Consider the following 24,110-nt stretch of genomic DNA (forward strand, 5'->3'; position numbering starts at 1 on the left):
GCTCGCCAACCATGCGCTTGTCAGTAGGGTTTTCATCATGGAACTTGAACTCGGACAATTACGTGGTGAGTTGGGGGAGGGGCTTGGGGTGCTCAATGCACTGGGAGTTAACGCTTTAGTCGATGCGCACCACGCGACTTCCACCGCAACTGAAATTCCTGAAAAAGAAGAAGGAGCCTGAGATGTCATTCGAGAAGATCCGCACACCTTCCGTCGACCCCGTGGAGAAGCGCCGAGAAGCCATGACTGAAATTCTGGCTAGCTGGGATCTCGAAGGTGCAATGCCCGATGTGACCGGCCTAGAAGTGGTGCGTGAGTATGTCGTTGGGCGGCTGGAGCTGCCCCTTGCTCTCCTCAAAGTCAGTGAACGCGCAAAGCAGCTCCGGGCGAAAGAGATCCATAGCGCATAATGATCAAATTCGATGACCCCTATTGTTACCCCGGCACCGAGGTGTTGAAAAACAAGCAAGATCTCCGAGACTCTCAGCACGCTCTCGAAATCGAGCGCGAATACTCACTGTTGCGCCGTCGTGAAATTGAACTAGATCCCGTGCGGGGGACTTTCGGCTTGGCTCACCTGCAGGAGATTCACCGCCGGCTCTACCAGGATGTCTGGGATTGGGCCGGGCAGCTCAGAACCGTAGAAATCACCAAGGGTGACTCGCATTTTCTGCCGACTCATTTCTTCCTGAACGCAGGAGAGGAGCTAAGTAAATTCCTGCAGAGCACGGAATTGCTGACAAACCCCGATATCACTGATGAAGACTTCATTGCACAGGCGGCTGACCTGCTGGAGAAGGTGAACTTTATTCACCCCTTCCGCGAGGGCAACGGTCGCACGCAACGCGCCTACTTGGATCAGATCGCAGAGCTCTCAGGCCGCACTTTTGCCTGGCGTAATATCAGCAAACTCGACAACGAACGCACTTCCATCCGAGCTTTCAAGAAGGGTTCTGGTGAGCCTTTCAGAGTTCTGCTCGAGCAAGCGCTCGAACCTCCCATGGATGGCCTGTCGATACTCGACGATGAGTTATACCAGGTAAGATCCCCGATCGGTGGTAATCCGGCAGCTGTCCCGACTTCAACACACGCCAATCCCAAGGGGGAAGAATAACCCATAAGTACCGGGCAGATCATCGTCAGCCCGATGATGACCGTGAACCCGGTTTACGGACGGCGTATGCGCTTTAATCGAGGGTGTGGGCTTGCTCTCTCGTCTGGCATCGAGGGGTTGGCTATCCGGACGGCGAGGGCACCCTTCCGGGAGAGTCGCGGCCCCCTTGGGCTAAAAGAGTGGTTCGCTGATTTCTTTGCAACAACATGCCAGCGCGCCGGCAGACTCCGTGAGCTGGGGCGAGGATTGGCGCATGACAACGCGCATTCCCGGTGCCCGGAGTTCTCTCTGCGAGACGGCGCCGCCTATCTCTCTGTCCGCAACAAATTAACCCTCAATTGGGCTCCCGCATTCTTCGACGTTGAGACAGTGACACCTTTGAGCCGCTCAATGAGCGCATGGTGCACATCGTCATCGGGTAAAAGCACGGGGCGATGGCCAAGGTCAGCGAGCCTCGCATACGGGTCCTCCATCTCTCGTAGTAGTTCACGCAATTGGGCAAGTGCTATGTCGGGCTCGCGAACGATGAATTCAATGATTTGCAACGGGGCAACACCGCGGGCCACGAGTGCTTGGAAGCGCTGTACGCGAATCTGCCATATGCGGGCGGCGCTTAATCCGCGGTCTCGAGTTGCTTCAGACCTAAGCTCTCTTCCGTGGGCGGGAATGTTCTCGGAGAGGATCCGGATTAGCTGTTCGGGTAGGGGGAGAAGAGGGTGTTGACAGTGTCAACAGTTTTCTCTTCGGACTGAGCCGTACATCGGCCGAATTGGCCCGGATTGCCTATGTTTTCGTAAGTTCCCAGTGTTTGCAGGGGCTGGAATGCAGTTCGAGTCCCACCTCGGGCACAGTGTTTTCGCAGGTCAGGGGCCTATTTGGCCCCTGACTGTTGACAAAACTTGACTCCTTCTGATTTTAGATGTACGCGAATCGTGCACCTCGAGAAGTTTCCCTCAGGACCCGGAACCACCATGGGCGCGGGCACTGTGTCGCTAGTCCTGGCTTTAGTCTTTCGAACGAGTTCTTCGGCATTGCTGGGGCCGTTTTGCTTGGGCTCCCTCCTTGCTGATGATTTTCGGTTGACGAAGTTTCCCACGCCGATCCTGGCCCTTGCACAATCCAGCTTCTGATTGCCGCCTCGGCTACCGGGCTTGCCAGCGACATCACGACGGGGGATCTGCTGATCACGGGCTGCACCTGACGGAGTGAGGCCTGCCCCTACAAGCGCAGTGGCAGGCCTCCCTTCGAGAGTGTTTCCAGTCGGCCATCAACGGAGTGGGGGAGAATAGAGCCTACTTGGCCTGTGGGGGTGGATCTGGCGCCACGGACGGTTGCGCACAATCTCCTGCACCGCGTCCGGTTGGGTCAGCAGGGCTGCCAGGCCAATGAACTTCTCCAACCACGCTCTGTCCTGCTCGTATGAGTCTTCGGGCCGTGGGCTTTGCAGTGACCGAAGTAGAGCATCCCTGGCGACGGGGGAAAGGTCTTTGAGGTACAGATCGGCAGCGAACTGCTCAATCTTGCGGATGTCGTCGTAGGCCTCGGGCGGGGCCAAGGGCTTCGCCGACTGATATGCCAGATGCATGTGCTTTTGCCTGAGTTTATCGAGGGGTGTGAGGGCATCGTCCGAGTGTTTTGCGACAGTGGCCCGGACCTCGTCTCTGAGTGACCGAAGCTGGATCAGCGTTTGCTTGTCGTGTGGGCTGACCAGTTCTGAGACAGGAAGAGCAACGCACTGTGTCGACTCGATCGCCTCGCGGACAACCGCCAGCGAGAGGCTGCCGATAGCCTCTTAGGCATTCAGGTAGCGGATGCCGTCAACGCCGTCGTTTGCCAGGTCGAAGTTGGTGATCTTGGCAGCCGCAGCGCTGTTTTCGTCACGCCAGCCCGGTTCAATCACCAGGTCAGGACGCAAACGGACCCGGTGCAAGTAGAAGGCCGAATCCTGATCTCCCTCGTTGCGCATCCGTCGCAGCAGCGAATCGATGGCGGCCTCATAAGTACCGAGGTGGATGGCCTGGTTCTCGCGAGGGATGCGGTATCTTTCTATCCGTTCTTCCGACCATCGTGCCCGTTCGCGAAGATGTTGGAGCACATCATCCGCCAACGGCTTCCTCGTACGGGGCCATTCAGGATCCGTGGTCGTGTGGTACCAAGCGAGCTCGGGAAGGGCAGCGTCATCTAGCGCCGGATCCTCGCTGTCCGTTAGCGCGATGACCGCGGGACCGAAGCTGAAGTTGTCCCCGCACCTGTTGCAGACCATCATCGATTCAGGACTCGTCACGTACTCTTCGGCGCTGAGCCAATTGATGGAGCTGCAATTGACGCAACGCATCCTGAAACCTCTACCGAAGTTGACCGGACGATCAATCAGCATGCGCTCGCACTCGAAAGGCTCCGTTGTGGACTCCGTGCCTGGCATCACTTCGCCTCGAGCTTCGCAAGGCGTTCGGCGATGCTGCTGCCTGCCCGGTGGGCCTTCGGGCAGCGGGCCAGCCACCTCTTCAGCACCGCAATCTCCTCGTTCTTCTGGCCGAGCTTCCGGTGGACGATGGCGGCCTGCTCCGTGTACCAGGGTGCAGGTTCCCGGCCTCCGGCATTTCCTTCGGCGGCCTCGATGGCCTTGTAGCAAAGGACGAGGGCTTCTTCGAACCGGCCTTCGCGCTTCAGCTGTTTGATCGGCTCAACGAGCTCAAGGTAGTGGACACCGTCGACCATGCCACGTTTGAACTGCTGCGCTCGTTCACCGCCGCCCTGCAGTGCTTCGCGGACCATCGCTGTCTTTTCCGCGTGGGAGCTGTTGATCCGTTCCCTGGAGGTAAGCGCAGGCGGGTTTTGCGCTGTGAACTGCCATGCTGGCTCGCCGTCGCCCAGCCAGACGTAAGCCTTAGCCAGCAGCTTCTGATCGCGGAGGATGTGCAGTTGGTAGTGCACCGGCTCGCTGGTGCCGGCCGGCAGGGGTAGGTCGTTCCCGGCATAGGACGGGAGGCAGCCAACCTTTTGTCCCTCCACCAAGACGGCCACGGCCTGCGGATCGACGGGGTTCGCTGTGTCCCGCTGCAGCTGGGCCTGGCCTTCGTAGTAGCCACGTTCTCCGAGCCCCTTGCGGTCGACCAGGGCGGCGACGGCATCCTTGGCGAAGGTGGTTGTGCCAGCCACTTCCACGCACTGGCTAAACTGCAATGTCATTCCCAGCGTCAATTTTGGCTCATCTGGAGCTTCCTGCTCAGGAGCTTGCCGAGGATTCGGTTTTCCGGCGATTGCCTCACGAAACCACGAACCAAGCCCCACCTGTTCCCCTCCCAAGCCCTGCCTAACTCGAACCGCTGCGGCATGACTCTATCAGGGTGCTGACGCGCCACTGCGTTGTGACTGGCCGCCGGCCACCTTATGCCGTTCGGCATCTCAATGGCTGACTATATTCTCTCTGCTTACCTTGGCCTAACCTTCGGACGCCAGCCCTACCCGACATTCGTCGGCGCTCTGGCACAATGGCAGTTCAGATCTAAAGTGGGGGACTCATGGCAGCACGAGAACAGCTCTGCTCAACCGAAGGCTGCGGCAGGCCGGCAGCCTTCAGGACGACGTCAAAGCCAACATGGTGTGTTGACTGTCTGAACGACATCCTCGCCGGGCTGGGCTTAGAACCCGCTGTTCCATTCCCGGGGAGAAACGAATACTGGCGCACGCGGTGCCTGAGCTGCGGCGCGGAATGCGATTATCGCCTCGAGTACCTCCTGGAGCTAAGTAGCAGGCGCGAACCTTCCTGCCGCCGCTGCTTCTGGGCGGCCCGGACAACACAGATCGCCTATCCAGGAGGCCCGGTCAGCAGAGAGCGGCTGATCGAGCTATTGGCGGCCAACAGCTTTGAGGCAGTGGAAGAAATCACGCCCCTGGCTAGTCCCGAGTATGCGCTCATCACACGCTGCAAGCGGTGCGGGCGACAAGAAGCAAAACGGCCGGGGGACATCGGCTGGGGCTGCGGTTGCCGGCGCAACGGAAAGTCGGCCAGTACCCCCAGTCCGAGCAAGGGGAAACAGAAGGACCTCCTGTGCGAGTCCGAGAATGAGGCCCTGCGGTGGTGGGACCATGACGCCAACGACGAGACCGACTTCAACACCCTGACAGTGCGAGCAAGACGTGTCTGCCAATGGGTGTGCCCCGAATGCGGACACAAATTCCCCGCCGCGGTTTTCGAGATGACTAGGTTTCCGGACTGCTCGCAATGCCGGCAGCGAAGGCATGAGGAGTACGAACGCTACGAGGAGACGCCTGTAAGCGACTTGCCTGAGCTGTTAGCCGCTTGGGACGACGAAGACGAAGCAACGACCGTGATGGTGGCCTCCGGGGACCTCCGAAGGTTCGCCTGCCCCGAGGGACATCACCCCCGGGTGAGCCCGCTGACCTACCTCAGGTCGGGCTGTCCGTTATGTCGCGGCAACGCCACCAGACAGAAGGGCGGGCAGACTCTGCGGCAGATGCTGCCCGAAATCGCCAGCCAGTGGCACCCCACGAAGAACGGCCCCAGATGGACCCCGGACAGTGTAGGTCCCGACTCCAAGAGAAAAGTCTGGTGGAAAGCTGATTACTGCGGGCACGAGTGGGAAGACCCCGTCAGGGATCGCGACAAGTACCTTCGCCTGCGCTGCCCGCGCTGTGAAACGATCCTCGGCTCGTTGGCTTGGGTGGATCCAGGCCTGGCCGCTGAGTGGAGCCCGGAGAACCCCTTGAGCGCATGGCACTTCCGCCCTACCGCGTCGACATCATTCACGCCGAAGTGGGTGTGCTCGGTGAACCCCGAACACCTCTGGGAAGCTCCCCTCTCATCCCGGTCCGCCGGTGCCGAGTGTCCGGAATGCCGGGAAACCGGAAAATCCAAGGTCGAGCTTGAACATCTCGCCGAGTGCAGGAAGGTTTTCACCAGAGTGCGGTCCGGCGCGTCCCTGAGGGACCCTGCCTTCGCGACTCGAAAAACCTGGACAGTGGACATCCTCGCCAAGTACGGCGATCGGAAAATCGCGATCGAGTACGACGGCTTCTACTGGCACTCGCCAGCCGGGAAGGCAGAAGTGGACCGCCGCAAGTCCGTGGACCTAGTGGCCGCCGGCTACACGGTCGTGCGTCTTCGAGAAGATGAGCTATCCGGTTTAGGCATAGACGACGAGAACTACCTTGAGATCCGCGTGTACTCCAGAGCGCCACGCCCGGTGCACAGCGTGATGCAGGTCCTAACATGGCTTGAGGGAGCCGAAGACAGGAAGACAGTCGAAGAAAAAGCCACCGCCTGATGCAGGCTATCGTCAGAGTGTGCGGATGAAGTCCGGCGGAGAGGGTAAGCGACGACAAACCCAGCTCCGTCACCAACGCGATTGAACGTGGCGACATTCCTGGTCCAGTGCCATGCGGGTTATTTTCACGTCCGGCCCCACAAGAAGCGGCCGTTCTTGTGCTCCTGGATGACCAGAACCCGTTCCTGTCCGAGCAGGATGATGTCTTCGTAGCTGAGCATGGGTCCAGTGCAGCATCGCAAGCCGGCCGGAGGGCGGTGGCATGTTTCCTACTGGAACCATCTCAAGACAGGCCAGGGCGGGGGCGAATCGGTGCCGGCCCAACGGTTCAGCCACGTGCCATGCATCAGCTTGTTGCCGTTCTCGATCGTCTGCTCCTCGACGCTGGTAACCGAGTCTGGCCAAGGAGGAATATCGAATGCCAGAGCTGCTTTCCTGCCCTCCCGGTCGATCACCCAGCGGCTGGCTGATGCAGCTGTCTCCCGATTGACCTCAGCCAGCTCTATTAAGGTGAGGTCTTCAAGATATTCCGGCCTGGGCTCGTTACTAAACATCACCAGCAGAGCGTCGGGTGCAATAGGGAACACAACTACGGGGGCTGTGCCAATGCCAGCGCGTCGGTTACGTGGGCGACCTGGTCCTCCAATCGCGACAACAGGCTCGTCGGAGGTGAATAGAATAGGCCGCGTCCGAAACAGCACCCAGTGCCTGATGTACAGGTGTTCCGCGAGCTCCATCGCCATCGAAATGGGCATCCCAACCAATGCTGCCTGCTGGGGCAGCATAACAATTGAGCCGTCTTGCAGACCTTTTTGAAAGTCAGTGACCTCCGTCAATATTTGTTCCGTGAAGGGGATCTTTTTTGAGGCGAGGAGCGCCTTGATACCATCCTCTGTCATGTTGGTGACGGAATGGAGATGCGGGGAGATGTCTGCAGCGAGCTGCTGAATCATCTCCCGCGTCTGCTGACCCCGCGCCAACTGAAACCCTAGGAAAACCGAGATGTCGGCCTTGTCCTGTCCGGACATTCCGTCAGCACTATGTGCCAGCAAAGTGTCCAGTGCCGGAACCGCCCGTCCTTCGATAAGAGCCAGCAGATTTTCAACGAATGCCGGAGGAATCTCGTCCGGATCGAGGTCGGGCGATTCAAGGAGATAGAAGTCTGTAACCCGTGCGGCGTTCCCGGGGGATGTGACATAGGACTTGCCTGTGTTGAGATCCGAAACCTGTACCCGATGAGTCGGTCCGGACCAGCGCCGCAGGTAGGAGTTGGGTACAACATGGTGCTTTCGGGCAGCATCATTTGTCCGTGACCGCTCAACCAGCTCCCGGAGAAAACTGTCTTCGGGGAGCTCGGCAACCGGAACATCTGGCGACGAGGGTTGACTGCTCAATTTTTCCTCCATCGACTGCGCGTAACGCTTGGGGAGCTCCGCCGATTCATGTAGACCCTTAGGTATTGTCGTCATCACCGTACTCTTGGAGCACTTTCTTCGGGCCCAGCATAAGCTGGAGGCAGCGCGAAAACAGACAACTTGAAGCGGGTCCACATGTAGCGGAGCTCGCGTGCTGGCTCCGCAGCTGGGGACCTTGAGCGACTGGCAGATCGCGAACGTCTGTGGAGGTTCTCTCCTGCTTGATGAGGCACTGCATGCCCAATTCGATTCGGATAGCATGACTTGCCATGGTTCTGGACAACTCAATCCCTTCCGGAGGGCCTGCATTATGAAGCAGGCGCGCAGACTTAACCGCATATTCGAACTGAAGCGGGAGGAACGACTTTCCGTCATTGGCGACGGGCTGGAGCATCTGGGGGCCCATGTTCAGCAATTGATGTGGTCGATAGAACACCTCTTGAAGGAAGGCCAAAAGTCCGGAGCGGGAGCACTCCAGGCCATCTGCCTCGAGGAGAGCGCCAAAGCGCTCATTCTTCTTGATATCGCGCGCACGCATGACCAGAGGATGGCTCGCAAGGGGTGCGACTATTTCTACTCGCACCTTCCGCGCTTAATCTACGCGAATGTCCACGCGAGCAATCCTGCAGACTTCGCTGAGATCGAACGCTACCTAACTTGGTTTCGTCCGAGCCATTACCTTGATGGACCCAATGATGTGGACTGGATATGGCGCAATAGCCTGCTCAGGACCCGGGAGAACGCCCTCTATGTGGACTACGAGGAGACAGATGATGGTTACATGTGGACTGGAGGCGACCCGGACCAGTTCTTTGTCGATACCTCAGCGGCCCGTCTAGTCCTGGCCATGAAGCATGCAGGGCTTCTCACCGAGAGAGGTGCTCGGGCTACGGCGGCGGTATGGAAGGGAGCAGCGTTCGACTCAGGTACTCGCTGGGAGTTCTGCCGGGACAGGGCCCAGGAGGTACTTACAGCGGCCCTGCCCGCGGACACAGGTCCGTCCGAGGGGCTAGGCAGTGCCTTACGTCTGATTCGTGAGAAATGGACTTTCCCGCTTCTGTCTCTCGATCTGAAGGAAGAAGCTGTTTCCATGGAGACTCTGAGGGAACGCCAAGACCGTTACCTCAGCAGCCAATACGGCCTGGACGACTACTGGTAACCCATAGTTCAAACTTTCCAGTTTTGCTGCGTCCGGGTGGCGAATACTTCTCGCGAGCATGACTCGACTGCGAATTCTTCGGCCTTCGCGCGAACCGCCTTGTCATTCGAGACGACGATCCACTTCGGACCGAAGAGCCAGCTCGCAGACTCCTGCATGCCATTCAGGGCGCAGGCAACAAGCATCGGGTCCGCTGCACCCTTGTTGGCGTAGAGGTTCACTAGTGCCGTGTCGTCTTCAGGCACTGTGGCCATGACTCTCTGGAGGAACTTCAGCACGGTCATTGTGGTCGGATACTCAACAGCCTTGAGTGCATCCACGTTGGCATACCCCACGGCTTCATGAAGCACCTCAGCCGGGATCCGGCACCGTGTACGGAAGAACTCGCTCGCTCGCTGTGCCGGCGACAAGTGGGAGAGCACGTTGTTATCGATGAGGTACATCTCCTCGTTCATCGGAGCGCCGCCTTCAAATCCCCGAGGTCACTAGGACCGATGCGGTTCAGGCAGACGACCCGGCAGAATTCGCGCTGGGAGAGCCGATGCTCGTCGACCGCGCGGAGCATCCGGGTGGTCAGGTCGCGGCCGCTGTACTTCTTTATCGCGTTGACGGGCTTCGGCTGGCGCGGTTTCGGCTTTTGCCTGGTGAGGAACTTTTTCTTGAGCTCGTGCAGGTGACCGTTCGCGGTCAGGGGGGTGATTCTGCCTAGGCGCATCGCTCTGACCGCCACGGCGCTAGGGGTTACCTTGAACAGGTCAGCCGCGGCCTTCACGTCGTCCAGTTCTTCGAGCGTGAATCCTTGCAGCTCCGCCGCGGGCATGAGAATTTCACCCACAATGTCGTACTCGCGACCCGCGTCAGGAGCGGTGCTGTTCGCGTCGTAACTGACCGGTGCGAAGATCCCGCGCGCGACAAGAACCGCCATCAGGACCAGGGTGAAGATCTGCCGCCCGGTCGGCTCCTGGAAGTCGCCGTGGTCGCCGCCAGCCAGAAAGATGTACGGCACCTTGGAGTCACGCACGGTCATCCCGCTGAAGCGCACCTCGATAAGTTGGGGCATGAAGCCCCGTACGCTTCGAGAAACGAGCACCTGATTGGCTTCGAGCCGCTCGATGATGAGATCCAGTGCGGCTTCTTTCTTACGAGCCCCACGGATCTCATCACGATCGAGCCCGAGCGCGCTGACGAGAGCAGCGGCATCTTCAGACACGGTCGGACGTGGTTTGCGGAGCAGCCCGACGATCCTGTTCTTTACGAGCGTAGGGTCGTGCTTCCGGGCCAGCGCCTGTTTGCGTAGGAGGTCCTTCAAAATCAGCTCGACACCTCGCAGTTTCACTATTGTTCGTGAGTTAACGGTGAACGTCTCAGGTGCAACTCCCTGCAGGAGTTTCTCGCTCTTCGTATGCAATTGCGCTTTCACTACGGCCGGAGGTGCGAAGAAGAGCGGGTGTGGAATCTCGGCCTTCCGGGCAAGGTCCAAGAGGTCGGAGTATTGGATCTTCGACGTCTCAAGGGCTTTGATGTACGGTGCCCGACCGTTCACCACGGAGTTCTCCAGGAGATCAACGAACACCGATCGGTCAATCGGCACCGGCTCGCCGGCAATCATTACCCGCATCGTGAAGCCCCCAAAACTCCAATCGCTATTCGACATTACCAATTCTTTGCTTATGCCATCGCAATGTACACCGTCGTAATCGCATCATAAGAGCTCGACACCTATACAGCCCGGATAGGTGATTCACGATGACTCCAGTCGTGTTCCGTGAATCACCACCCCTTGACCAGCTCAGGTCCGCGCCCGCGGTTTGGTATCGCGCGATGTTTCGAGAGGCCAAGCGTCGGAAAACGGCTTCATGACAAGATGGCACTGGCGTCCGTGTTGGGTCGAATGCCACCCATCTCGTTATTCAACTTTCGTCGGCCGATCTTCCATCAGATGGACTCCCGCAAAGACCTGATCGCTGTCCACTGACGACGGGACGATGGGCTTGACCGTCACGCCAGTGCCATCTTTGGATTGTGCGAAACCGGCGCTGACCAGCGAAAACGGTGTTCCTAAAGTACCCACCTCCTAACTCAACAATGAGCGGCGTGACCGCAAGAACTCCGTTTCACTAAAGTTGCTATAGGAGATGGGTATCAAAATCCCCGGAATCACGCGGGTTCTGACCTGCTCATGGACACCTTTGTGGCACGACAACGACCCACCTCCTTTAGTAACGTTGGTGGCTCATTTTTTACCTGCCGGGTTCCTTGGAAACGGGTGCTGCTGTCGAACTTCGACGAATGGCACGCAGCGCTCAACGCGAATGTGCCTCATCCTGAGACACGAAGGGTGACCATGCCATACGGATCGGATGATCCGCCTTATGGCGAGTGAATCCCTCCGTCGGCAGTTGAGCGAGTACTCGGACGCCTGCGACGAACTCCTCAGGGCTCAGCCGGAAACGGCTTCCACGAGGTAGTTTCTTTCCTCCACGGAGGTCTTCGTACTTGAAATCGATGAGACTCGAAGGAACAAGGCGTGGCCTAGTGCGGTTGACCCACGGCCACCGCTCCGGGTCCTCGCCCTCCCGGCGAGCAGCCCATTCGACGTAGTCCTCCGGCAGAAGCTCCGGATCTGTTGTCACTTCGACCACGACGTAGCAGTCCTTGGTCCCTGTCGCGCACATGAAGACGAGATCGCCGGTCTTGATAGAGGGTTCTCCGATCCATTTGTCTCCCCGCTTTGAACCTGGGTTCGCAAATCTCCACTCTTGCCGCCACTGGTCCAAGTCCGGAGCGCCGTCCTCGACCTTCACCCAGAGAGATCGCTGCGGTTCCCGAGCATCGGCAAGGAGCTGTTCGACGTCGAGAAGCCCTGAGTCTCCGTCCTGGTCCCTCACCCCCGGGGCGGGCTTCGGTAGCATCTTGGCTTGCACGGCCAAGTCGTCGAGATCGCTCTTCGATACTGATCGGGAAGGCCAGGCGTTGATCATCGTCCGGGCCTCCTCAAGCTGATCCGGATCTAGCTCGACCCCAAGCTCACGGTTCGCATTCACCGAGCTGCCCAGTCCCGCTCCGGTGAGGTTCGCGGATCCTAGCATCCCTCGGCTGCCCACGATGAAGCATTTGGCGTGAAGGCTGTCTACGTGGCGAACCTCGACTCCCGCGTCGATCATGAGCATCATTCCCTGGACCGAGAGGAACGTGCTCGCCACGGCAAATGGATCCAGCGTTGTGTAGAGGGTCCATGAGCGGGATGATCCGATCGCCGCGTCTGCGATGCTCCTGCATACGACATAGGAGAGGTAAGGGCTCGTGAGGACGACGTCGCCGTCCGGATCCGAAAGGGCTGGCTGGAGCCACTCCGAAGCAGTGTCGAGCACTCGGGGTTGAGAGGTCATGCAACCAGCCTAGTTAGGTCGTCCGACATGTCTTGACCCAGTTCAAATCTGGGGCTTCGCAATAGAGGAAATGGCGGGTCTGCTGATCCTCAGTTTCTTGCGGCTATTGAGCGAGCGAAATTTTCGAAAGAAAAATTCGCAAGCGAAACACCTTCGTCAGAAGGACCACAAAAACCGTCGAAATTTGAGAAACAGGAGCATCGTTATGACATCAGCCCATTCAACAACGTCTGAAGGAAACCAAGCCGGAGGCGGGGCATCCCGCTTATGGTGGCAGTATGGATTGGAAACTGTTTGGGCCGCTGGAGCTGGGGTATTGGCAGCCCGCCCCTTTCCTTGAGACAACGAATCGAAGGGCCCTTTCGGGGCCCTTCCTTTTCTGCTATCCGCTCCGTATTCAGCGGTCGCCCCCGAGATCGATCAGCCGCTCTGCGAGTCGAGCCGAGTGCTCCTCGAGGAGAATCTGACCGGCAAGTTTCCCGGACTGTACGGGCGGCGAAAGAACGAGGTATCCGCCCAGTCCACGTACGTCTGCTACATGTCTTCCGCGTACCTCGACGCTCATGTCCGTGCGGATCCCACCGCCGTCGTCATCAGCATGGCTGATCCCCGCTTGCGGAGACAGCCAGAGCGGGACGCTTGCGAAGCCCGGCACTGATCGTCATGCGGGCCGACCGATATGATCGCGATACAGTGCTCGGCGAGAGGAACATGAGTGGGCAATCTGGGCTACTACCAAGTGGCGCAGACCGTTGACTATACGTCCGTCGTGAGGGCACCGAGCGAGTCACGCCCTCACCTCAACTAAGTCACTCGTTGAGCCTGAAGGGACCGAGGGAGCATGCCTCATCGTGCCTTTGCAAACGGACATCCGCGTGACCATCCGACCCGCGAGGAGGTCACGTTCTCGTTCGGCTCGCACCGGTATGCCACCCTTGTTCCCATGACGACTCTGCGGGACATCGCATTACCCATCCTCCGCGGCGGGCTCCCGTTCCCGGACCTTGGACGGAGGCTTCGGGTCCGACGTGACGCGAAAGCGCTGGTCACGTGCCGGTCCTGGCCGGAAGACGAGGAGACGACGAGCTTCCACATCGCCCAGCTCGCGATGCTCCGAACCCTCTGGCTCCAGCGGGAGACACGCAGACTCACCCGTGGGGGACATCGCGAAGCCGCCGCAGTCCTCTCACGCGCCGCACTCGAGACCTGCATCCTGGGCCTCTACTGCCTCTGCGCCGACGACGCGGTTCGCGGCCTGAGGGCCAACGAGCTCCAAACCGGCCTCAAAGCGATCGCCGCACTAGTCGACGACATCGTGCCGTATGAGCTCCTCAAGGAAGCCGTCGCCACGCTCGGTACCTCACGCCAGCCGCCCACGGTGAAAGACATGGCCAAGCACATCGACGGAAAACTCGGCGGAGACCGGATGACCAAACTATATGGCAGGGTCTATGGCCCCGTATCGAACTACTTCGCCCACCCCAGCGCCGGATCCCTCATACGCCACGTCCGCCCTGGTAACAGGCTGAGCGGCAGGCCCAGAGACCCGTGGGTGCGCCGGTCTCCAGTCCGCCTCGCTGATGCGAGCGTGGGCCTCCTCGCCGAACACCTCGCTCGCTACCAATCCATGCCCGCTGACCTCTTCGCCAGCTACGCTCAGGCCCACCAGAACTTGGTCCTCCCGCCCTTCGCGAGCCTCCTCGGCAAGCGCATGGGGCGAAAGGCCGGTCTGCTCCCTCTCGGGCGCATCTTGGTCCGTTCCCAACAACTGCAAGCCGTCTTGAGCCGACCGGAACTCAGCGATGAAGAGCGGGAAGCGCTGCTCCGTCAGCTCTACAAAGACGCCTTGGCATTGCTCGGCGTCCCTGACGAGGCCCTCCTACCGATAGTCGAATATCTGGTCCAAGAAGTCGTCCGGGAATACGCGTTCGAAACCCGAAACTAAGCCTTCAGCGAGGCCGCCGGTTCACCGCCGCGGGCGCAGCTCCTCCATCGCAACAGGCCGGAACGTCCTAGATCAGGCTCGTGGTCGCCAACGCCAGTGCGACAATCACCCATCCGAACACCACGAACTGGACCGCCAACCAGTCTTGCGGCCGACCAGAGGACGGCCCCGCTCGGCCCGCGACAGCGAACAGCGCGCCGCCGATCCAGGACATCTCGAGGGCGCGGATGTACGGTGCCCGGCCTTTCACCACAGAGATCTCCAGCAGATCAACGAACACCGATCGGTCGATCGGCACCGGCTCACGCGCAATGATCACACGCACCGTGAAGCCCCGGGGACTCCCACCACGCGCCATAGCTCCATCTAGGCCGGCGTTCGCCCCACGGTTACCCCACGGAAACGATGAAAGAAGCTGATATGTCATGGGTCTTTCCTTCCACGGAAAACGACTATATTTCGCGAATTTTCAAGCCAACACCGGGCCTTGGCAGACAACGAAATATGCCAGCCCATGCGAAGAGGAGAGCACCCCGAATCGCACAGCTGGCCCACCGGTTCAGTGTTCGTCATACGACCGTTTTCTGAGCGGGGTCCATGCCGTTGTCCACGCCCAGCCGGGCTCTGCGAGAATTAACGCATGGCTGGCCGCGCTGAGTCCGATGAGCACTACGTGCTCGACCTGTGCGACGAGGTCCTCGGCGCGAGCGGCCGCCGTCAGGCGATATTCGATTGGCTACGCGGCGATCCTTCTACTGCGCGTCCTCTCGGCACAGGGCTCCCCGTGGACTGTTACTGGCCGGATCTCGAGCTAGTGGTCGAGTTCCAGGAGGAGCAGCATTCGAAGCCCTCGCCGTTCTTCGACCGACGCCAAACCGTCTCCGGCGTCGGCCGCGGAGAGCAGCGCCGAATCTACGACGAGCGCAAGCGTCTGCTCATCCCCAAAGAGGGGTTGCGCCTTGTGGTGATCGAGAAGTCCGCTTTCGTCGTCAAGTCGAAGCGGATAGTGCTCGACCAAGCGCGGGACGTCACCGTTGTGCGCGAGTGCCTCGGCAGCGAGTGGCCACACGGCTCCAGTGCCGACATCGCCACGAGAATCAGTCGTGAGGCGCAGCAGCGTCGATCATGATGGCCCTGCAGCGCCTCACCTCTGGAATGCTGCAGTCCTCAGGGGGCACGCCGGCGTTCCTGCAAGTAGGAGCGATTAGCAGCACCGAGGGCTGGCTCGGCTGGAGCACGGTGGGAGATGATCACCGTATGGAACCCGGTGAGTCATGGGCCTACCGCGCCCGAGGTGTCGATCCGTTGGTGGAAGTGCGCGTCGTGCGGCAGGGAACACAGAAGCCTGCGCGGGTCCTGGCGCGCTTCGTTTCTGACGAGTTCGAGGGCAAGGAGGAATGGGTCCCGCCGGCACGTCTCAAGGTGCTGTGGAGCCAGGCTGCGGAATTCCGGGCCCGCGAAGAGCGCTGGGCGCGAATGTGCGCTGTCGGCCCCGGCCAGGAAGATCCTCGAGACTACGCCGCCAGCGAGATCTTCGACGAGTATGTGGACAACGAGCTCGCCACGATCAACTACCGGCGCGGGGCTTCGATCACGATCAAGCAGAAGGAGGCGCTGGCGGAGCGGTTGGGCCTTCGGGTGGAACAGCTGACCGACCACCCGGAGGCCTTCACGGAAGACGGGGCGGTCGTCGCGCCCTGGCTGGCTACTGAGCTCGTTGCGCGCACCGTCGCCGAGCAGAACGCGGAGAAGGTCCTCCAGCGGGTGGAAGCCGAGGAAAGGCAGGCGCGGTACGCCGCGATCCACGGTGAGCACCCGTCGAGGGGACGGCGGGACGACTACATCTCCCCCGAGATTTCCGAGGAGGTAGACCGCGACTACGGCAGGCCCGTACGTGACGTGCTGAGGTCTTGGTGCGGGGCTGAGAACGTCGAGCGATTCGATGAGCTGGTCGAGCTGCGCAAGGAGATCAAGCGAGTCGGTGACGTCGCCCAGAGCGCGATCGACGCCCTGCGCGCCTACGGTCACCCGGCGCTCGCCTCGAGGTTTGAGCGCGAGCTGGGCACGCCCGTCGAGATGCTCCGTGCCGACCAACCGCACGGGTAGAACTCAACTCCCTCTCCCGCTTACTGGGGAGGGCGACGCCAAACGCTCATTCCGCGCGGCATGAAGGCGTCCAGGTCGCTGTCTTTGATCGCCTCCGGCCTAACGTAGGCCAGATCCGTAAGGCGGAGCAGCGGATCGGTGCGGTCGGCCTCCGATCTCATCCACGCCGCCCACTGACGGGCCTGGAGCGCCGGCTCGGCGTCGTCCATGGCCTCGGCCTGGCGGTCGATGCTGTCTGCGTAGCAGCGGAGGTTCTCGGCCCGGCGGGAGGCGGCGAGCTGATCATCGAGCCGCCGGCGGTTCAGGTCGGTCACGCAGAGCTGTCTCGCCCGGTCGAGCGCCCGTTCCCATGCCTGTCGGCGTTCGATGCGCTCGCGCTCCGCATTTGCGCGCTGTTCGATGGTCTCGATCGTGGACTGCTCGACGTAGGCGAACAGATATGGCAACCGGCCGGCGAGACTCCATCGCTTCCGATCCGCCCAAGAGACAGGGGAGTGGCGCGAACCGGTCCGGATCACCAGCTTGCCCGAGCGGACCTTCCGCACAGTCGACCGAACCCGCTGCCAATCGTACTTCGCCTCTTTGAGGTCGGCCTCGTTCATCACGGGCCGGCTTTCGTATTCCTCGAACATGACGAAACCGAAGGAGACACCATCCATGCTGATCTGGAAGGTCGGGTTGTCGTCGGGACGCAGGCTGAACTCGTAGCCTCGTCGGCCGCACTCTTCCGCGATGGCCTGCAGCACCAGCAGGGCGCGTTCGCGCGACGAGTCCGCGACATCGAGGAGCCTGGGGCGCTTGTCCCGCAGCGTCCGCACCGTCTCGTGGACGATTTCCAGGGTGGTGGGGACGGGTATGGGCGGAAGCTTTTCCTCGCTTGACCGCCGTCATCACGCGAGATCAGGCGGATCACCAGGTCGCCGTGATCACGGCCTGTGTGACGCAGCAAGTAGCCCTCGGGCACCGAACCGTCGGAGATCGCTTTGCTGATCGCCCGGCGGTAGCTGGCGCGCGTGTCCGGGGCAGGATCGGGGATGGTGAGAACCCCGTCGCCGACCTGGAGCTCGGCGACGAGATCGACCGTTGAGAGTTCGACTACGGCGCGGCGTTTCTTTTGCTGCTCCGCAGCCGCGGGGCGTGAGTCCTGATCATCAGGATCCTGCGGGTACCGACGATGCTCGAGGTAGTTGCGGCCGTCTTCGGTCACCTGCGCCGACCACGAGTTTCGTCGACGGTCCACTACGACCAGGCCCCGATCGGCCAGTGCGTAGGTCGTGCGCTTGTAGGAGTAGTCCTCCCACCTCCCGTCCGGGCACCCGTCGACCACCCACTTCAGGACCTCCATCTGGCGTTCCGACAATGATTGGCGGCGGTTGACCATGTGGACCATTGTCTCGGGGGAGGTGTGTAAGAGCTATGCCCGTTACGGGGACAACGCGACAGGGAGGAACAGCTGATCCCCTCGGCTCGGGTACCCCTGCTGCGTGTTGCGTAATCGGTCCGGGCTCACTCCTAGAGTGTCCTCATGACCGATCACATGTATGCCTGGCTTCCTGAGCGCCATCTCGGGGTCGCCGCGACACTTTCGCACGCCGACGAGCTAATCGGACAAGTCGCAGATCTGCTTTTCGACTACCAGACCCAACCTAATGGTGTATTCCAGCTGGCGGAGGTGCTCGTGGACCGGGTCAGCCAAACTATTGTGGAAAGGGTGGCTCCGATCCCGCGCAAGGTGCCGCTAATCGTGGCCGACGCATTGGTGGCGTTACGTGCGGCGCTTGAGCACACATTGTTCGCTGAGGCAGAGTTCCTCGACGGTGCGCCGCTCGATGAGAAGGCTGCCAAACTGGTCGAGATGCCGGCTTCGGACACGTATGAGAAGTTTTCTGAGTGGACGAAGAAGCGCGTTCGGAATGGCCCGCCATCGCTACGCGCCGGTGGCGAGCTGGCTCGTCGGATTGAAGCCTTGCAGCCCTTCCATCGGCAGGTACAAGCGGACCATCACCCGTTGGCGCGGCTTGTTCTTCACACGAACCATGCGAAGCACAGGACACCGGCGATCACGGCTGTCAGGCTGGCGGCCGTGCTCAGGGATGACCAGAAGCCTCGCTCGCTGCGCGACTATTCCCCTTTGCCGGAGGAACCGATGCGCGTGGGGGACGTCGTCGCAGAGACTCCACTGGGTACCAGAGTTCCGGTCACGTTGTTTCCGACCGTGGGGATCAACAGGCCGGGCACGGATCGATGGCCGGTCCTGATTAAGGAACTTGAGGAAATCTCGTCTTGGGTCCGCACACAGGCGGTGCCACGCCTCATTACGGGTGCGGAACCGCCCGAGCCCGCGCTTCCGACTCGGTACGAAATCGCCGTCGGTCACGAAGATGAGCGCAGCGCAATCTCGGTGGGCTCAGCGACAAGCGCCGTGGACCGCTATCAACTGCGTCTCGGCGCAGCCTCAGCCAGGGAAGAGCTGGCTGACATGATCAGCACGATGGCTGGAGCCCCGAATAAGCAAGAGATCGCGGCTTGGCTGGGCCACCTGACCGACATCGAGGTGATGGAAAGGATGAGGCGGCTGGAAGCCACTTTCACCTACGAGCCCGAGATCATTCTCCGCAACGCCCTGGTCTTGTACGGCCTGCGCGACGAGGCACTGGCCTTCGCCCGTGAGGCTCAGTCTGTCGTTGACAGCTGAGGCAGCCCATGACGGAAGAAGTATGACCAATTCAAATGGGTTGTCCCCGGACGGGTTGGTGACGATTCCAGATCCCAGCCTCGACGGGCATCTTTCTGGACGCTGCGTACTGCGTCTACGAATGGCATCGTCGTTGCCTTCCTCAATGAAAACTCCGGTAACGATCACCTTTCAAAAGGCAGTCGGCCACGATGACGTCCGGACACTAATGCGAGGGCGGGACAAAGTAGTTTGGAGCCGTGAACGAGATGAACGCGGTAGAAATGACTCCACATGCTTCCGAGACCGTGACGGCGATCTACGAGCTGCCTGTTCCCATTTGGGTGAGCTGTGCAGCTTTGGGAGGGATCTTTAGTTCCGGGTACGGCAGAGTCCAGTTTGATGTTGCAATGCCGGAGGTCCGTCCTCCCGTTAGCGGGCCTCCGGCGTTCGAGGGCATTGAGGTCCCCGAATGCCTCAACGGGGAGGTGGTCGCGTGGACCACAGAGTACGCGGCGCACGTTCCTGAGGAGTTTCAACCTGCGACCGCGTTACGCCGATTAGTGATCACATCGGTCGAGGCTCCAACCGATACAGGCCGAGCATGGAGGAGGCCTGAGCAGCAGCTCGGAGAGATCATCAAATTCTGGTTCGACCGAGTACGCTCTTGGGCAGAGATTTTCACGGGGCAGGATCTCGACCCCGGCCATCGGGTCTACGATGCGGAAACGCTCGGGGCCGGGCTGACGTTCATTGTTCCACCTCACGAAGGCGATCTGGGTGTTCAACTCACCACGCGTCGCATACGGCCGGTCACCGCTGCAGAGTGGCGATTTATTCTGGCCGCTGTCCGTGACGGTAAGGAGCCTCCGCTGGAGCGTCTCCTTATTCGTGACGCGAATGCGGCATATGCGCGAGGGTTTTACCGGCGTGCGATCATCGACGCCGCGGCGGCGCTTGAACTTACGCTTGTCCGGGTTCTGGAGGAGCGAATTGAGGAGCTTCCACAGCGACAACGTGACCGCCTGGAGGGCGCAACGCTGGGCGTCTGCATCAACATCGCGAGAGTCTCCGGGTTCGAGTTCGATGTGACTTTCGAGGACCTGAAACGCCTGAGTGAGGCACGCAACAACGCCGTCCATCGGGCTCAGGCACCTGACCACTTCGTTACCGTCAGTTTGCTTCAAGTGACTGGAGACTTCATTCAGTCCTCCGTCCGCATCAGGGGCGCATCGACTGATACAGATTGAGACGGCTTTCCGCCCCTCAATCCACTCCCTGGCACACGCGAACGTAACTACGCTCGGTACCCGTGATCAGGATGCCGAGCGACGCCAAGGTGCGTCCGGATCCGCCAGGGTCTCCAGCATGAGCTGGCACCAGACCTGCGCCGCTCCGACGACCAGACGCGCATGTCGAGGGCGCACCCAGCGGGGCACCTCCTCGGCTCCGTGGTCGATGCCGACGTTGTTCCTGAGCTCGGTCACGCTCTGGGTGAGCGTGACGAGGGACTGCAGGGCCTGGCGGAGCGCTTTGTCTTCGTCGCTGACGGACTTGGCTGCCAGGCCGAGTGATTCCTGTGCGGCGTTGACCAGGGCCGGCACCTTGGCTGCGCGGGTGTAGCTTTTCCCACGGGCGGTGAGCACGCATTTGGCGGTCGATTCGATCAGCGCTTTGGCAGTGCTCACCGCCAGCCGAGGATCCGTGTCGACGCTGTCACCGAGCCGGCGGAGATGATCATGGATGGACTGCGGATCGGGCAGAGCGTTGAGCGCGTGCTCTGTCAGCTGCGCCCCGGTACGGCCGAGTCGCACGATGCCTGTGGTCCCGTCGACGTCAAAGCCGTCTTCACGAAGAATCCGGCACCACTTGTCCCTCAACCCGTCGTCGGTGCCCCAGCCGTTCGAATGATCCTGGGTGATCTTCTGCAAAACGTCGCTGAAGACCGCGGTCAGTCGCTGCGCATCAGCGGAGCTGTTCAGGTCCAGTGTCACGAGGTAACGGCGCATTCGCTCCCGCCGTGCGCTCTCGTCGTTCTCCCGTGGCTGCGGTGGACCAAGCGCGATCCCCCGGTCGTCGAACAGGGCATCGATCTGGCGCAACGGAATCTCGGTCAGCTGATCTGCGAGCAACCGCATCACGCGTGGGGTGAATGATCCCATGGGCTTCTACTTCGCCTCACTTGAGTCGTGCTTCTTCAGCACGTGTAATGATCCCGTCGTCGGCCGTCTGAACGACTTGGACGGGCGTCGGGGACGCTCGACCGCGGTCTTATCGTCCTCATCGATCCACTCGACCGGCTGCGAGCCCAGTCCTGCGGCACTTGCTGTGGCCGTCTCGCGCCAGCTGGTGAGCGTAGCGATCGCCAGGTGAGGTTGTTGCGTAGCGAAGGAAGCCCGCGCAGCGTCGATGACCTCCCGAGCGCAATCATCCCGATCTTCGGCCTTGAGCGCGTACATCCAAGGGAACCGGCTGGCGATGCGCTCAGCCAGGATGCCACCCTCAAGCGCAGCAGCAAGGAGCGTGTCCGCGAGGTCCAGGAGCTCGGCCCGGGCATCGGCCTCACGCTGGGACATCAGCACTAGGGCCTCGCCGTCGCGCCGGGTCACCGTGACCGGGTGATCCTCCGCCTCCGCGAAGACCTCTGCAGAGTGCTTGCTCAGGTCCGAGGACCGCCGAGTAGCCGAGGGTCGGACGACGGTGATTGTCATGGTTCGATCGTATTCGGAACGTGTTCGGAAGTCACGAGTCGGGAGGCTCCACCATGCGCCTCCCGCTCTTGGACTCCACGATGGGGGAGACCTAGCAAATCGCAGCCGGTGGAAGACAACCCACTTCATGCCTCCAAGGGGTCAGTGCTGGTCCGCGGTCGCACGCTCGAGATACTCAGTGGTCCAGTGATTGAGGTATCGTCCTTGTTCATTTTTGGGGTGCCTCAGCTTGTGGATCGTCGGCCGGTCTATGATCGAGCGACGCACCGGCTCCAATGCATCGACGACAATCTGTCCAAGATGCGCGAGGATCTGGATCTGGCCGGTCGAATGCCCCAGAAGCATTGGCGACATGCTGCTCAGCGTGGGCTCGCCAGGCTCTTTCGGTTTGCCGAAGTGCACTCCGCCCTCGACATGAGCGTAGTAGCGGATCACGCTCTTTACCGTGAGGTCGTCGGTTTCGGCTACGCCAATGACGGTCCTGAGGAACTCATCAAGTGGAATGCCTGGCCAATCGGCCTCGCCGACGATCTGTTCGCCGCCAATCCCAAAGTAGCGGCTGAGTCCTTCATTCGCCAACCGGTCCTCGAACGCGCTCCATGACCGAATACGGAACTCCACAGGAACTTCTGCACGCACGGCAAATACGGTGTCGAGCAGCGAGGTTCCGTCAATCAGGAGCTTGCGCAGCAAAGGTGCGATGCCCAGCAGCTCGTACCGTGTGCGCGACGTGGGTTCCTGGCTTCTGCGGCGAATATCGTCGAGGGTTTCGGCGAACAGCCACTCGGCGAGGATCATCTGCTCACCGATGTCCCGCGCCATTAGGCGATACCCCAATCGTCAGAGGCAACAGTTGTGTGCGCTGAGCTGATGGCCGAGGCGAGTCCTCGTACCGCTCGCTTTTCACCCGCACCGTTGCCATGTACAGCTCCCCTCACCAGCCTTCAGTATCGCACCGCCTGCCACGCGTAGTTCAGCGGCGATGTTCCATCTGTCAGGGTGCGAAGGCTTGTCTACGTTCATCAATGTGGGAACCTCACCAGCAGCTTTCTGCTCATAGACCACTACACACTTAACTATCTGGTCGACGAAGACCCTCCACTGGACGCGGCAGCGCGGCCGTGATGCTCCGTCACGTCTGGACTTCCCATCGAGAGAGGTCACCTCCAAACGAGGTCGACTCGTTTGGTGTCGACTCCGCGCCGTCCTCGGTTACTGGCTGTCACGGGCTGGACGAAGGGGAGCACCAGCGCGCCGATGACTTGCCGTTGCTCTGCCAGTACCAGATGGTTCCAATGCACCTTGATCAAGTTGGGGCCTAAGCGCACCAGGTCCTGCACCAGTGGGTCCAGTTCGTCCAGGGCCACGAGCCGCTCTCGGGCGGCAGCCATTTTCGGAACCACGATGCGCTCCTGACCGATCAGAATGTCGGGCATCTTTCGTTGCCTAGCCGCCCTCCGGGCAGCGTTCAACCATGCAAGATCGCTCTTCAACGCACGGCGGAGTGCGGCGCGTTCCGCACCTGTGAAGTCCTGGTCTGCCAGAACACGCGGCACGCGAAAGCCCGGCTCTTGGATACGAGCAAGCACGGCATCTACCACGAGCTGCTCGAGGTGTTCCTGACGCATGCTGACGTGGAATCCGCCTTCGCTACCCCGGGACCCGGAGCATTCGTAGACGCTGTAGTAAGAGGGGCATACTCGCGTGACTCGGCCGATGATTCGAGGTTTGCGATAGCCGACATTCTGCTTACCGATTCGCAAGCACTTTCCGCAGGTGCCGCAGACAGCCAGCGCACTGAGCAGGTGCTGCGGCGGCCGGCCTTTCCGCTCCTGGCCGGTACCGGCGTCGAGCTGTTAATGGCTTTCAAGTCTCCCTGATCGAACCGGGGGCGAGGAGTCGCGAAAGGCTTTTTTGGCTCCCTGTTCGGTGTCAGAAGGCAGGATGATGCAGGCGCACCTTGACCTTTTGGTCCAGATTCCCGGCTGACGGAGATCGGCGCGAGCCCACGACTAAGCGCAGCGTTGGAACGCGCGGCTGGCAGAAGTCGCTGGGTTCTTGCCATCGCGCAACGTCTGCCGAGTTTGCACGATCCCCAGGATGAGACTGAACACGGCTCGGCGCGTGGATCCACTCTCAACGACAGGGCCTCAATGTGGGCATACTTTCCAGGGACCAAGTCTCCCTCATATTGGACTGGTTCCGGAGTGGCGTATGGATCAGCGTCGGCGGGAGGCAAGATCCTAAAGGTAGTGGGGTCCTCCGGGATGATTACCTAGGTAAGCCGATACTTGGACCGTGCCGGCCGA

26 protein-coding genes and 1 pseudogene are annotated in these 24,110 nt (G+C 60.7%); 14 read left to right on the forward strand and 13 right to left on the reverse strand.

Going from position 1 to position 24,110, the window contains the following annotated elements; translation table 11 throughout:
- The first annotated feature begins 37 nt into the window (after window positions 1-37).
- From ACSKT0_RS09475 to ACSKT0_RS09485, 3 genes are read left to right on the forward strand one after another with little or no spacing between them, the layout of a single operon-like run.
- Window positions 38-181, forward strand: coding sequence for a hypothetical protein (locus ACSKT0_RS09475; RefSeq protein WP_437773499.1), 144 nt, complete (start codon window positions 38-40; stop codon window positions 179-181).
- 1 nt (window position 182) lies between these two features.
- A complete protein-coding gene (locus ACSKT0_RS09480) occupies window positions 183-410 on the forward strand; it encodes a hypothetical protein (protein ID WP_437773500.1) in 228 nt (75 codons plus the stop codon).
- Window positions 410-1,114 carry a Fic/DOC family protein gene (locus ACSKT0_RS09485; RefSeq protein WP_437773501.1) on the forward strand — a complete coding sequence of 235 codons (705 nt, stop codon included), beginning with the start codon at window positions 410-412 and terminating at the stop codon, window positions 1,112-1,114. The genes ACSKT0_RS09480 and ACSKT0_RS09485 overlap by 1 nt, the downstream gene beginning before the upstream one ends.
- A 1,267-nt stretch (window positions 1,115-2,381) precedes the next feature.
- On the opposite strand, the gene ACSKT0_RS09490 is transcribed toward ACSKT0_RS09485, so the two are convergent.
- The 3 genes from ACSKT0_RS09490 to ACSKT0_RS09500 form a co-directional block, all read right to left on the reverse strand.
- Entirely contained in the window at window positions 2,382-2,699 is a 318-nt protein-coding gene (locus ACSKT0_RS09490; protein ID WP_437773502.1) for a hypothetical protein, read from the reverse strand.
- Between the two features lie 207 nt (window positions 2,700-2,906).
- Complete coding sequence (locus ACSKT0_RS09495; RefSeq protein ID WP_437773503.1) at window positions 2,907-3,536, reverse strand: hypothetical protein; 630 nt, start codon at window positions 3,534-3,536, stop codon at window positions 2,907-2,909.
- Window positions 3,536-4,303 carry a hypothetical protein gene (locus tag ACSKT0_RS09500; protein WP_437773504.1) on the reverse strand — a complete coding sequence of 256 codons (768 nt, stop codon included), beginning with the start codon at window positions 4,301-4,303 and terminating at the stop codon, window positions 3,536-3,538. The genes ACSKT0_RS09495 and ACSKT0_RS09500 overlap by 1 nt, the downstream gene beginning before the upstream one ends.
- A gap of 332 nt (window positions 4,304-4,635) precedes the next feature.
- On the opposite strand from ACSKT0_RS09500, the pseudogene ACSKT0_RS09505 reads away from it, so the two are divergent.
- Together ACSKT0_RS09505 and ACSKT0_RS09510 are read left to right on the forward strand one after the other, a co-directional pair.
- Window positions 4,636-5,289 (forward strand): annotated as a pseudogene (locus ACSKT0_RS09505) (hypothetical protein); the annotation flags it as partial.
- A 24-nt stretch (window positions 5,290-5,313) separates the two neighbouring features.
- Window positions 5,314-6,402, forward strand: coding sequence for a zinc-ribbon domain-containing protein (locus ACSKT0_RS09510; protein WP_437774001.1), 1,089 nt, complete (start codon window positions 5,314-5,316; stop codon window positions 6,400-6,402).
- A 269-nt stretch (window positions 6,403-6,671) separates the two neighbouring features.
- On the opposite strand, the gene ACSKT0_RS09515 is transcribed toward ACSKT0_RS09510, so the two are convergent.
- Complete coding sequence (locus tag ACSKT0_RS09515) at window positions 6,672-7,871, reverse strand: DUF4238 domain-containing protein (RefSeq protein WP_437773505.1); 1,200 nt, start codon at window positions 7,869-7,871, stop codon at window positions 6,672-6,674.
- Window positions 7,872-7,968: 97 nt separating this feature from the next.
- On the opposite strand from ACSKT0_RS09515, the gene ACSKT0_RS09520 reads away from it, so the two are divergent.
- Window positions 7,969-8,976: an AbiV family abortive infection protein gene (locus ACSKT0_RS09520; protein ID WP_437773506.1), complete on the forward strand. Its 1,008-nt coding sequence runs from the start codon at window positions 7,969-7,971 to the stop codon at window positions 8,974-8,976.
- 8 nt (window positions 8,977-8,984) lie between these two features.
- Here the strand turns inward: ACSKT0_RS09520 and ACSKT0_RS09525 are convergent, their stop codons facing one another.
- From ACSKT0_RS09525 to ACSKT0_RS09535, 3 genes are all read right to left on the reverse strand, one after another.
- The gene (locus ACSKT0_RS09525; protein ID WP_437773507.1) at window positions 8,985-9,431 is read right to left on the reverse strand and encodes a hypothetical protein; all 447 of its coding nucleotides are present in this window, start codon (window positions 9,429-9,431) and stop codon (window positions 8,985-8,987) included.
- Window positions 9,428-10,630 (reverse strand): hypothetical protein, encoded by a 1,203-nt coding sequence (locus ACSKT0_RS09530; protein ID WP_437773508.1) that lies wholly within the window; start codon window positions 10,628-10,630, stop codon window positions 9,428-9,430. Before ACSKT0_RS09530 ends, ACSKT0_RS09525 begins: the two co-directional genes overlap by 4 nt.
- Window positions 10,631-11,279: 649 nt before the next feature.
- Complete coding sequence (locus ACSKT0_RS09535; RefSeq protein WP_437773509.1) at window positions 11,280-12,365, reverse strand: hypothetical protein; 1,086 nt, start codon at window positions 12,363-12,365, stop codon at window positions 11,280-11,282.
- A 445-nt stretch (window positions 12,366-12,810) separates the two neighbouring features.
- On the opposite strand from ACSKT0_RS09535, the gene ACSKT0_RS09540 reads away from it, so the two are divergent.
- Both ACSKT0_RS09540 and ACSKT0_RS09545 read left to right on the forward strand, forming a co-directional pair.
- Window positions 12,811-13,023 carry a hypothetical protein gene (locus ACSKT0_RS09540; RefSeq protein WP_437773510.1) on the forward strand — a complete coding sequence of 71 codons (213 nt, stop codon included), beginning with the start codon at window positions 12,811-12,813 and terminating at the stop codon, window positions 13,021-13,023.
- A gap of 285 nt (window positions 13,024-13,308) precedes the next feature.
- On the forward strand, window positions 13,309-14,310 hold the full coding sequence (locus tag ACSKT0_RS09545; RefSeq protein WP_437773511.1) for a hypothetical protein: 1,002 nt from the start codon (window positions 13,309-13,311) through the stop codon (window positions 14,308-14,310).
- Between the two features lie 67 nt (window positions 14,311-14,377).
- On the opposite strand, the gene ACSKT0_RS09550 is transcribed toward ACSKT0_RS09545, so the two are convergent.
- Window positions 14,378-14,737, reverse strand: a complete 360-nt coding sequence (locus ACSKT0_RS09550) for a hypothetical protein (protein WP_437773512.1) — start codon at window positions 14,735-14,737, stop codon at window positions 14,378-14,380.
- A 213-nt stretch (window positions 14,738-14,950) separates the two neighbouring features.
- On the opposite strand from ACSKT0_RS09550, the gene ACSKT0_RS09555 reads away from it, so the two are divergent.
- Window positions 14,951-15,439, forward strand: a complete 489-nt coding sequence (locus ACSKT0_RS09555) for a hypothetical protein (RefSeq protein ID WP_437773513.1) — start codon at window positions 14,951-14,953, stop codon at window positions 15,437-15,439.
- Window positions 15,436-16,416, forward strand: coding sequence for a hypothetical protein (locus tag ACSKT0_RS09560; protein WP_437773514.1), 981 nt, complete (start codon window positions 15,436-15,438; stop codon window positions 16,414-16,416). Before ACSKT0_RS09555 ends, ACSKT0_RS09560 begins: the two co-directional genes overlap by 4 nt.
- A gap of 20 nt (window positions 16,417-16,436) precedes the next feature.
- On the opposite strand, the gene ACSKT0_RS09565 is transcribed toward ACSKT0_RS09560, so the two are convergent.
- A complete protein-coding gene (locus ACSKT0_RS09565; protein WP_437773515.1) occupies window positions 16,437-17,234 on the reverse strand; it encodes a hypothetical protein in 798 nt (265 codons plus the stop codon).
- A 119-nt stretch (window positions 17,235-17,353) separates the two neighbouring features.
- Between ACSKT0_RS09565 and ACSKT0_RS09570 the strand changes: the two genes are divergently transcribed.
- The 3 genes from ACSKT0_RS09570 (at window position 17,354) to ACSKT0_RS09580 (ending at window position 20,340) form a co-directional block, all read left to right on the forward strand.
- Entirely contained in the window at window positions 17,354-17,503 is a 150-nt protein-coding gene (locus tag ACSKT0_RS09570) for a hypothetical protein (RefSeq protein WP_437773516.1), read from the forward strand.
- A gap of 438 nt (window positions 17,504-17,941) precedes the next feature.
- Window positions 17,942-19,111, forward strand: coding sequence for a hypothetical protein (locus tag ACSKT0_RS09575; protein WP_437773517.1), 1,170 nt, complete (start codon window positions 17,942-17,944; stop codon window positions 19,109-19,111).
- Window positions 19,112-19,350: 239 nt separating this feature from the next.
- Window positions 19,351-20,340 carry a hypothetical protein gene (locus tag ACSKT0_RS09580; protein ID WP_437773518.1) on the forward strand — a complete coding sequence of 330 codons (990 nt, stop codon included), beginning with the start codon at window positions 19,351-19,353 and terminating at the stop codon, window positions 20,338-20,340.
- 66 nt (window positions 20,341-20,406) lie between these two features.
- On the opposite strand, the gene ACSKT0_RS09585 is transcribed toward ACSKT0_RS09580, so the two are convergent.
- The 4 genes from ACSKT0_RS09585 to ACSKT0_RS09600 form a co-directional block, all read right to left on the reverse strand.
- The gene (locus ACSKT0_RS09585; RefSeq protein ID WP_437773519.1) at window positions 20,407-21,252 is read right to left on the reverse strand and encodes an abortive infection family protein; all 846 of its coding nucleotides are present in this window, start codon (window positions 21,250-21,252) and stop codon (window positions 20,407-20,409) included.
- A gap of 6 nt (window positions 21,253-21,258) precedes the next feature.
- On the reverse strand, window positions 21,259-21,801 hold the full coding sequence (locus tag ACSKT0_RS09590; protein ID WP_437773520.1) for a type II toxin-antitoxin system Phd/YefM family antitoxin: 543 nt from the start codon (window positions 21,799-21,801) through the stop codon (window positions 21,259-21,261).
- A gap of 141 nt (window positions 21,802-21,942) precedes the next feature.
- A complete protein-coding gene (locus ACSKT0_RS09595; protein ID WP_437773521.1) occupies window positions 21,943-22,623 on the reverse strand; it encodes a hypothetical protein in 681 nt (226 codons plus the stop codon).
- Between the two features lie 338 nt (window positions 22,624-22,961).
- Window positions 22,962-23,237 carry a hypothetical protein gene (locus ACSKT0_RS09600; protein WP_437773522.1) on the reverse strand — a complete coding sequence of 92 codons (276 nt, stop codon included), beginning with the start codon at window positions 23,235-23,237 and terminating at the stop codon, window positions 22,962-22,964.
- Between the two features lie 135 nt (window positions 23,238-23,372).
- On the opposite strand from ACSKT0_RS09600, the gene ACSKT0_RS09605 reads away from it, so the two are divergent.
- On the forward strand, window positions 23,373-23,681 hold the full coding sequence (locus tag ACSKT0_RS09605) for a hypothetical protein (RefSeq protein ID WP_437773523.1): 309 nt from the start codon (window positions 23,373-23,375) through the stop codon (window positions 23,679-23,681).
- Window positions 23,682-24,110 lie beyond the last annotated feature (429 nt).

It is taken from the genome of Arthrobacter sp. KNU40 (assembly GCF_051515115.1).
Classification (GTDB): Bacteria; Actinomycetota; Actinomycetes; order Actinomycetales; family Micrococcaceae; genus Arthrobacter.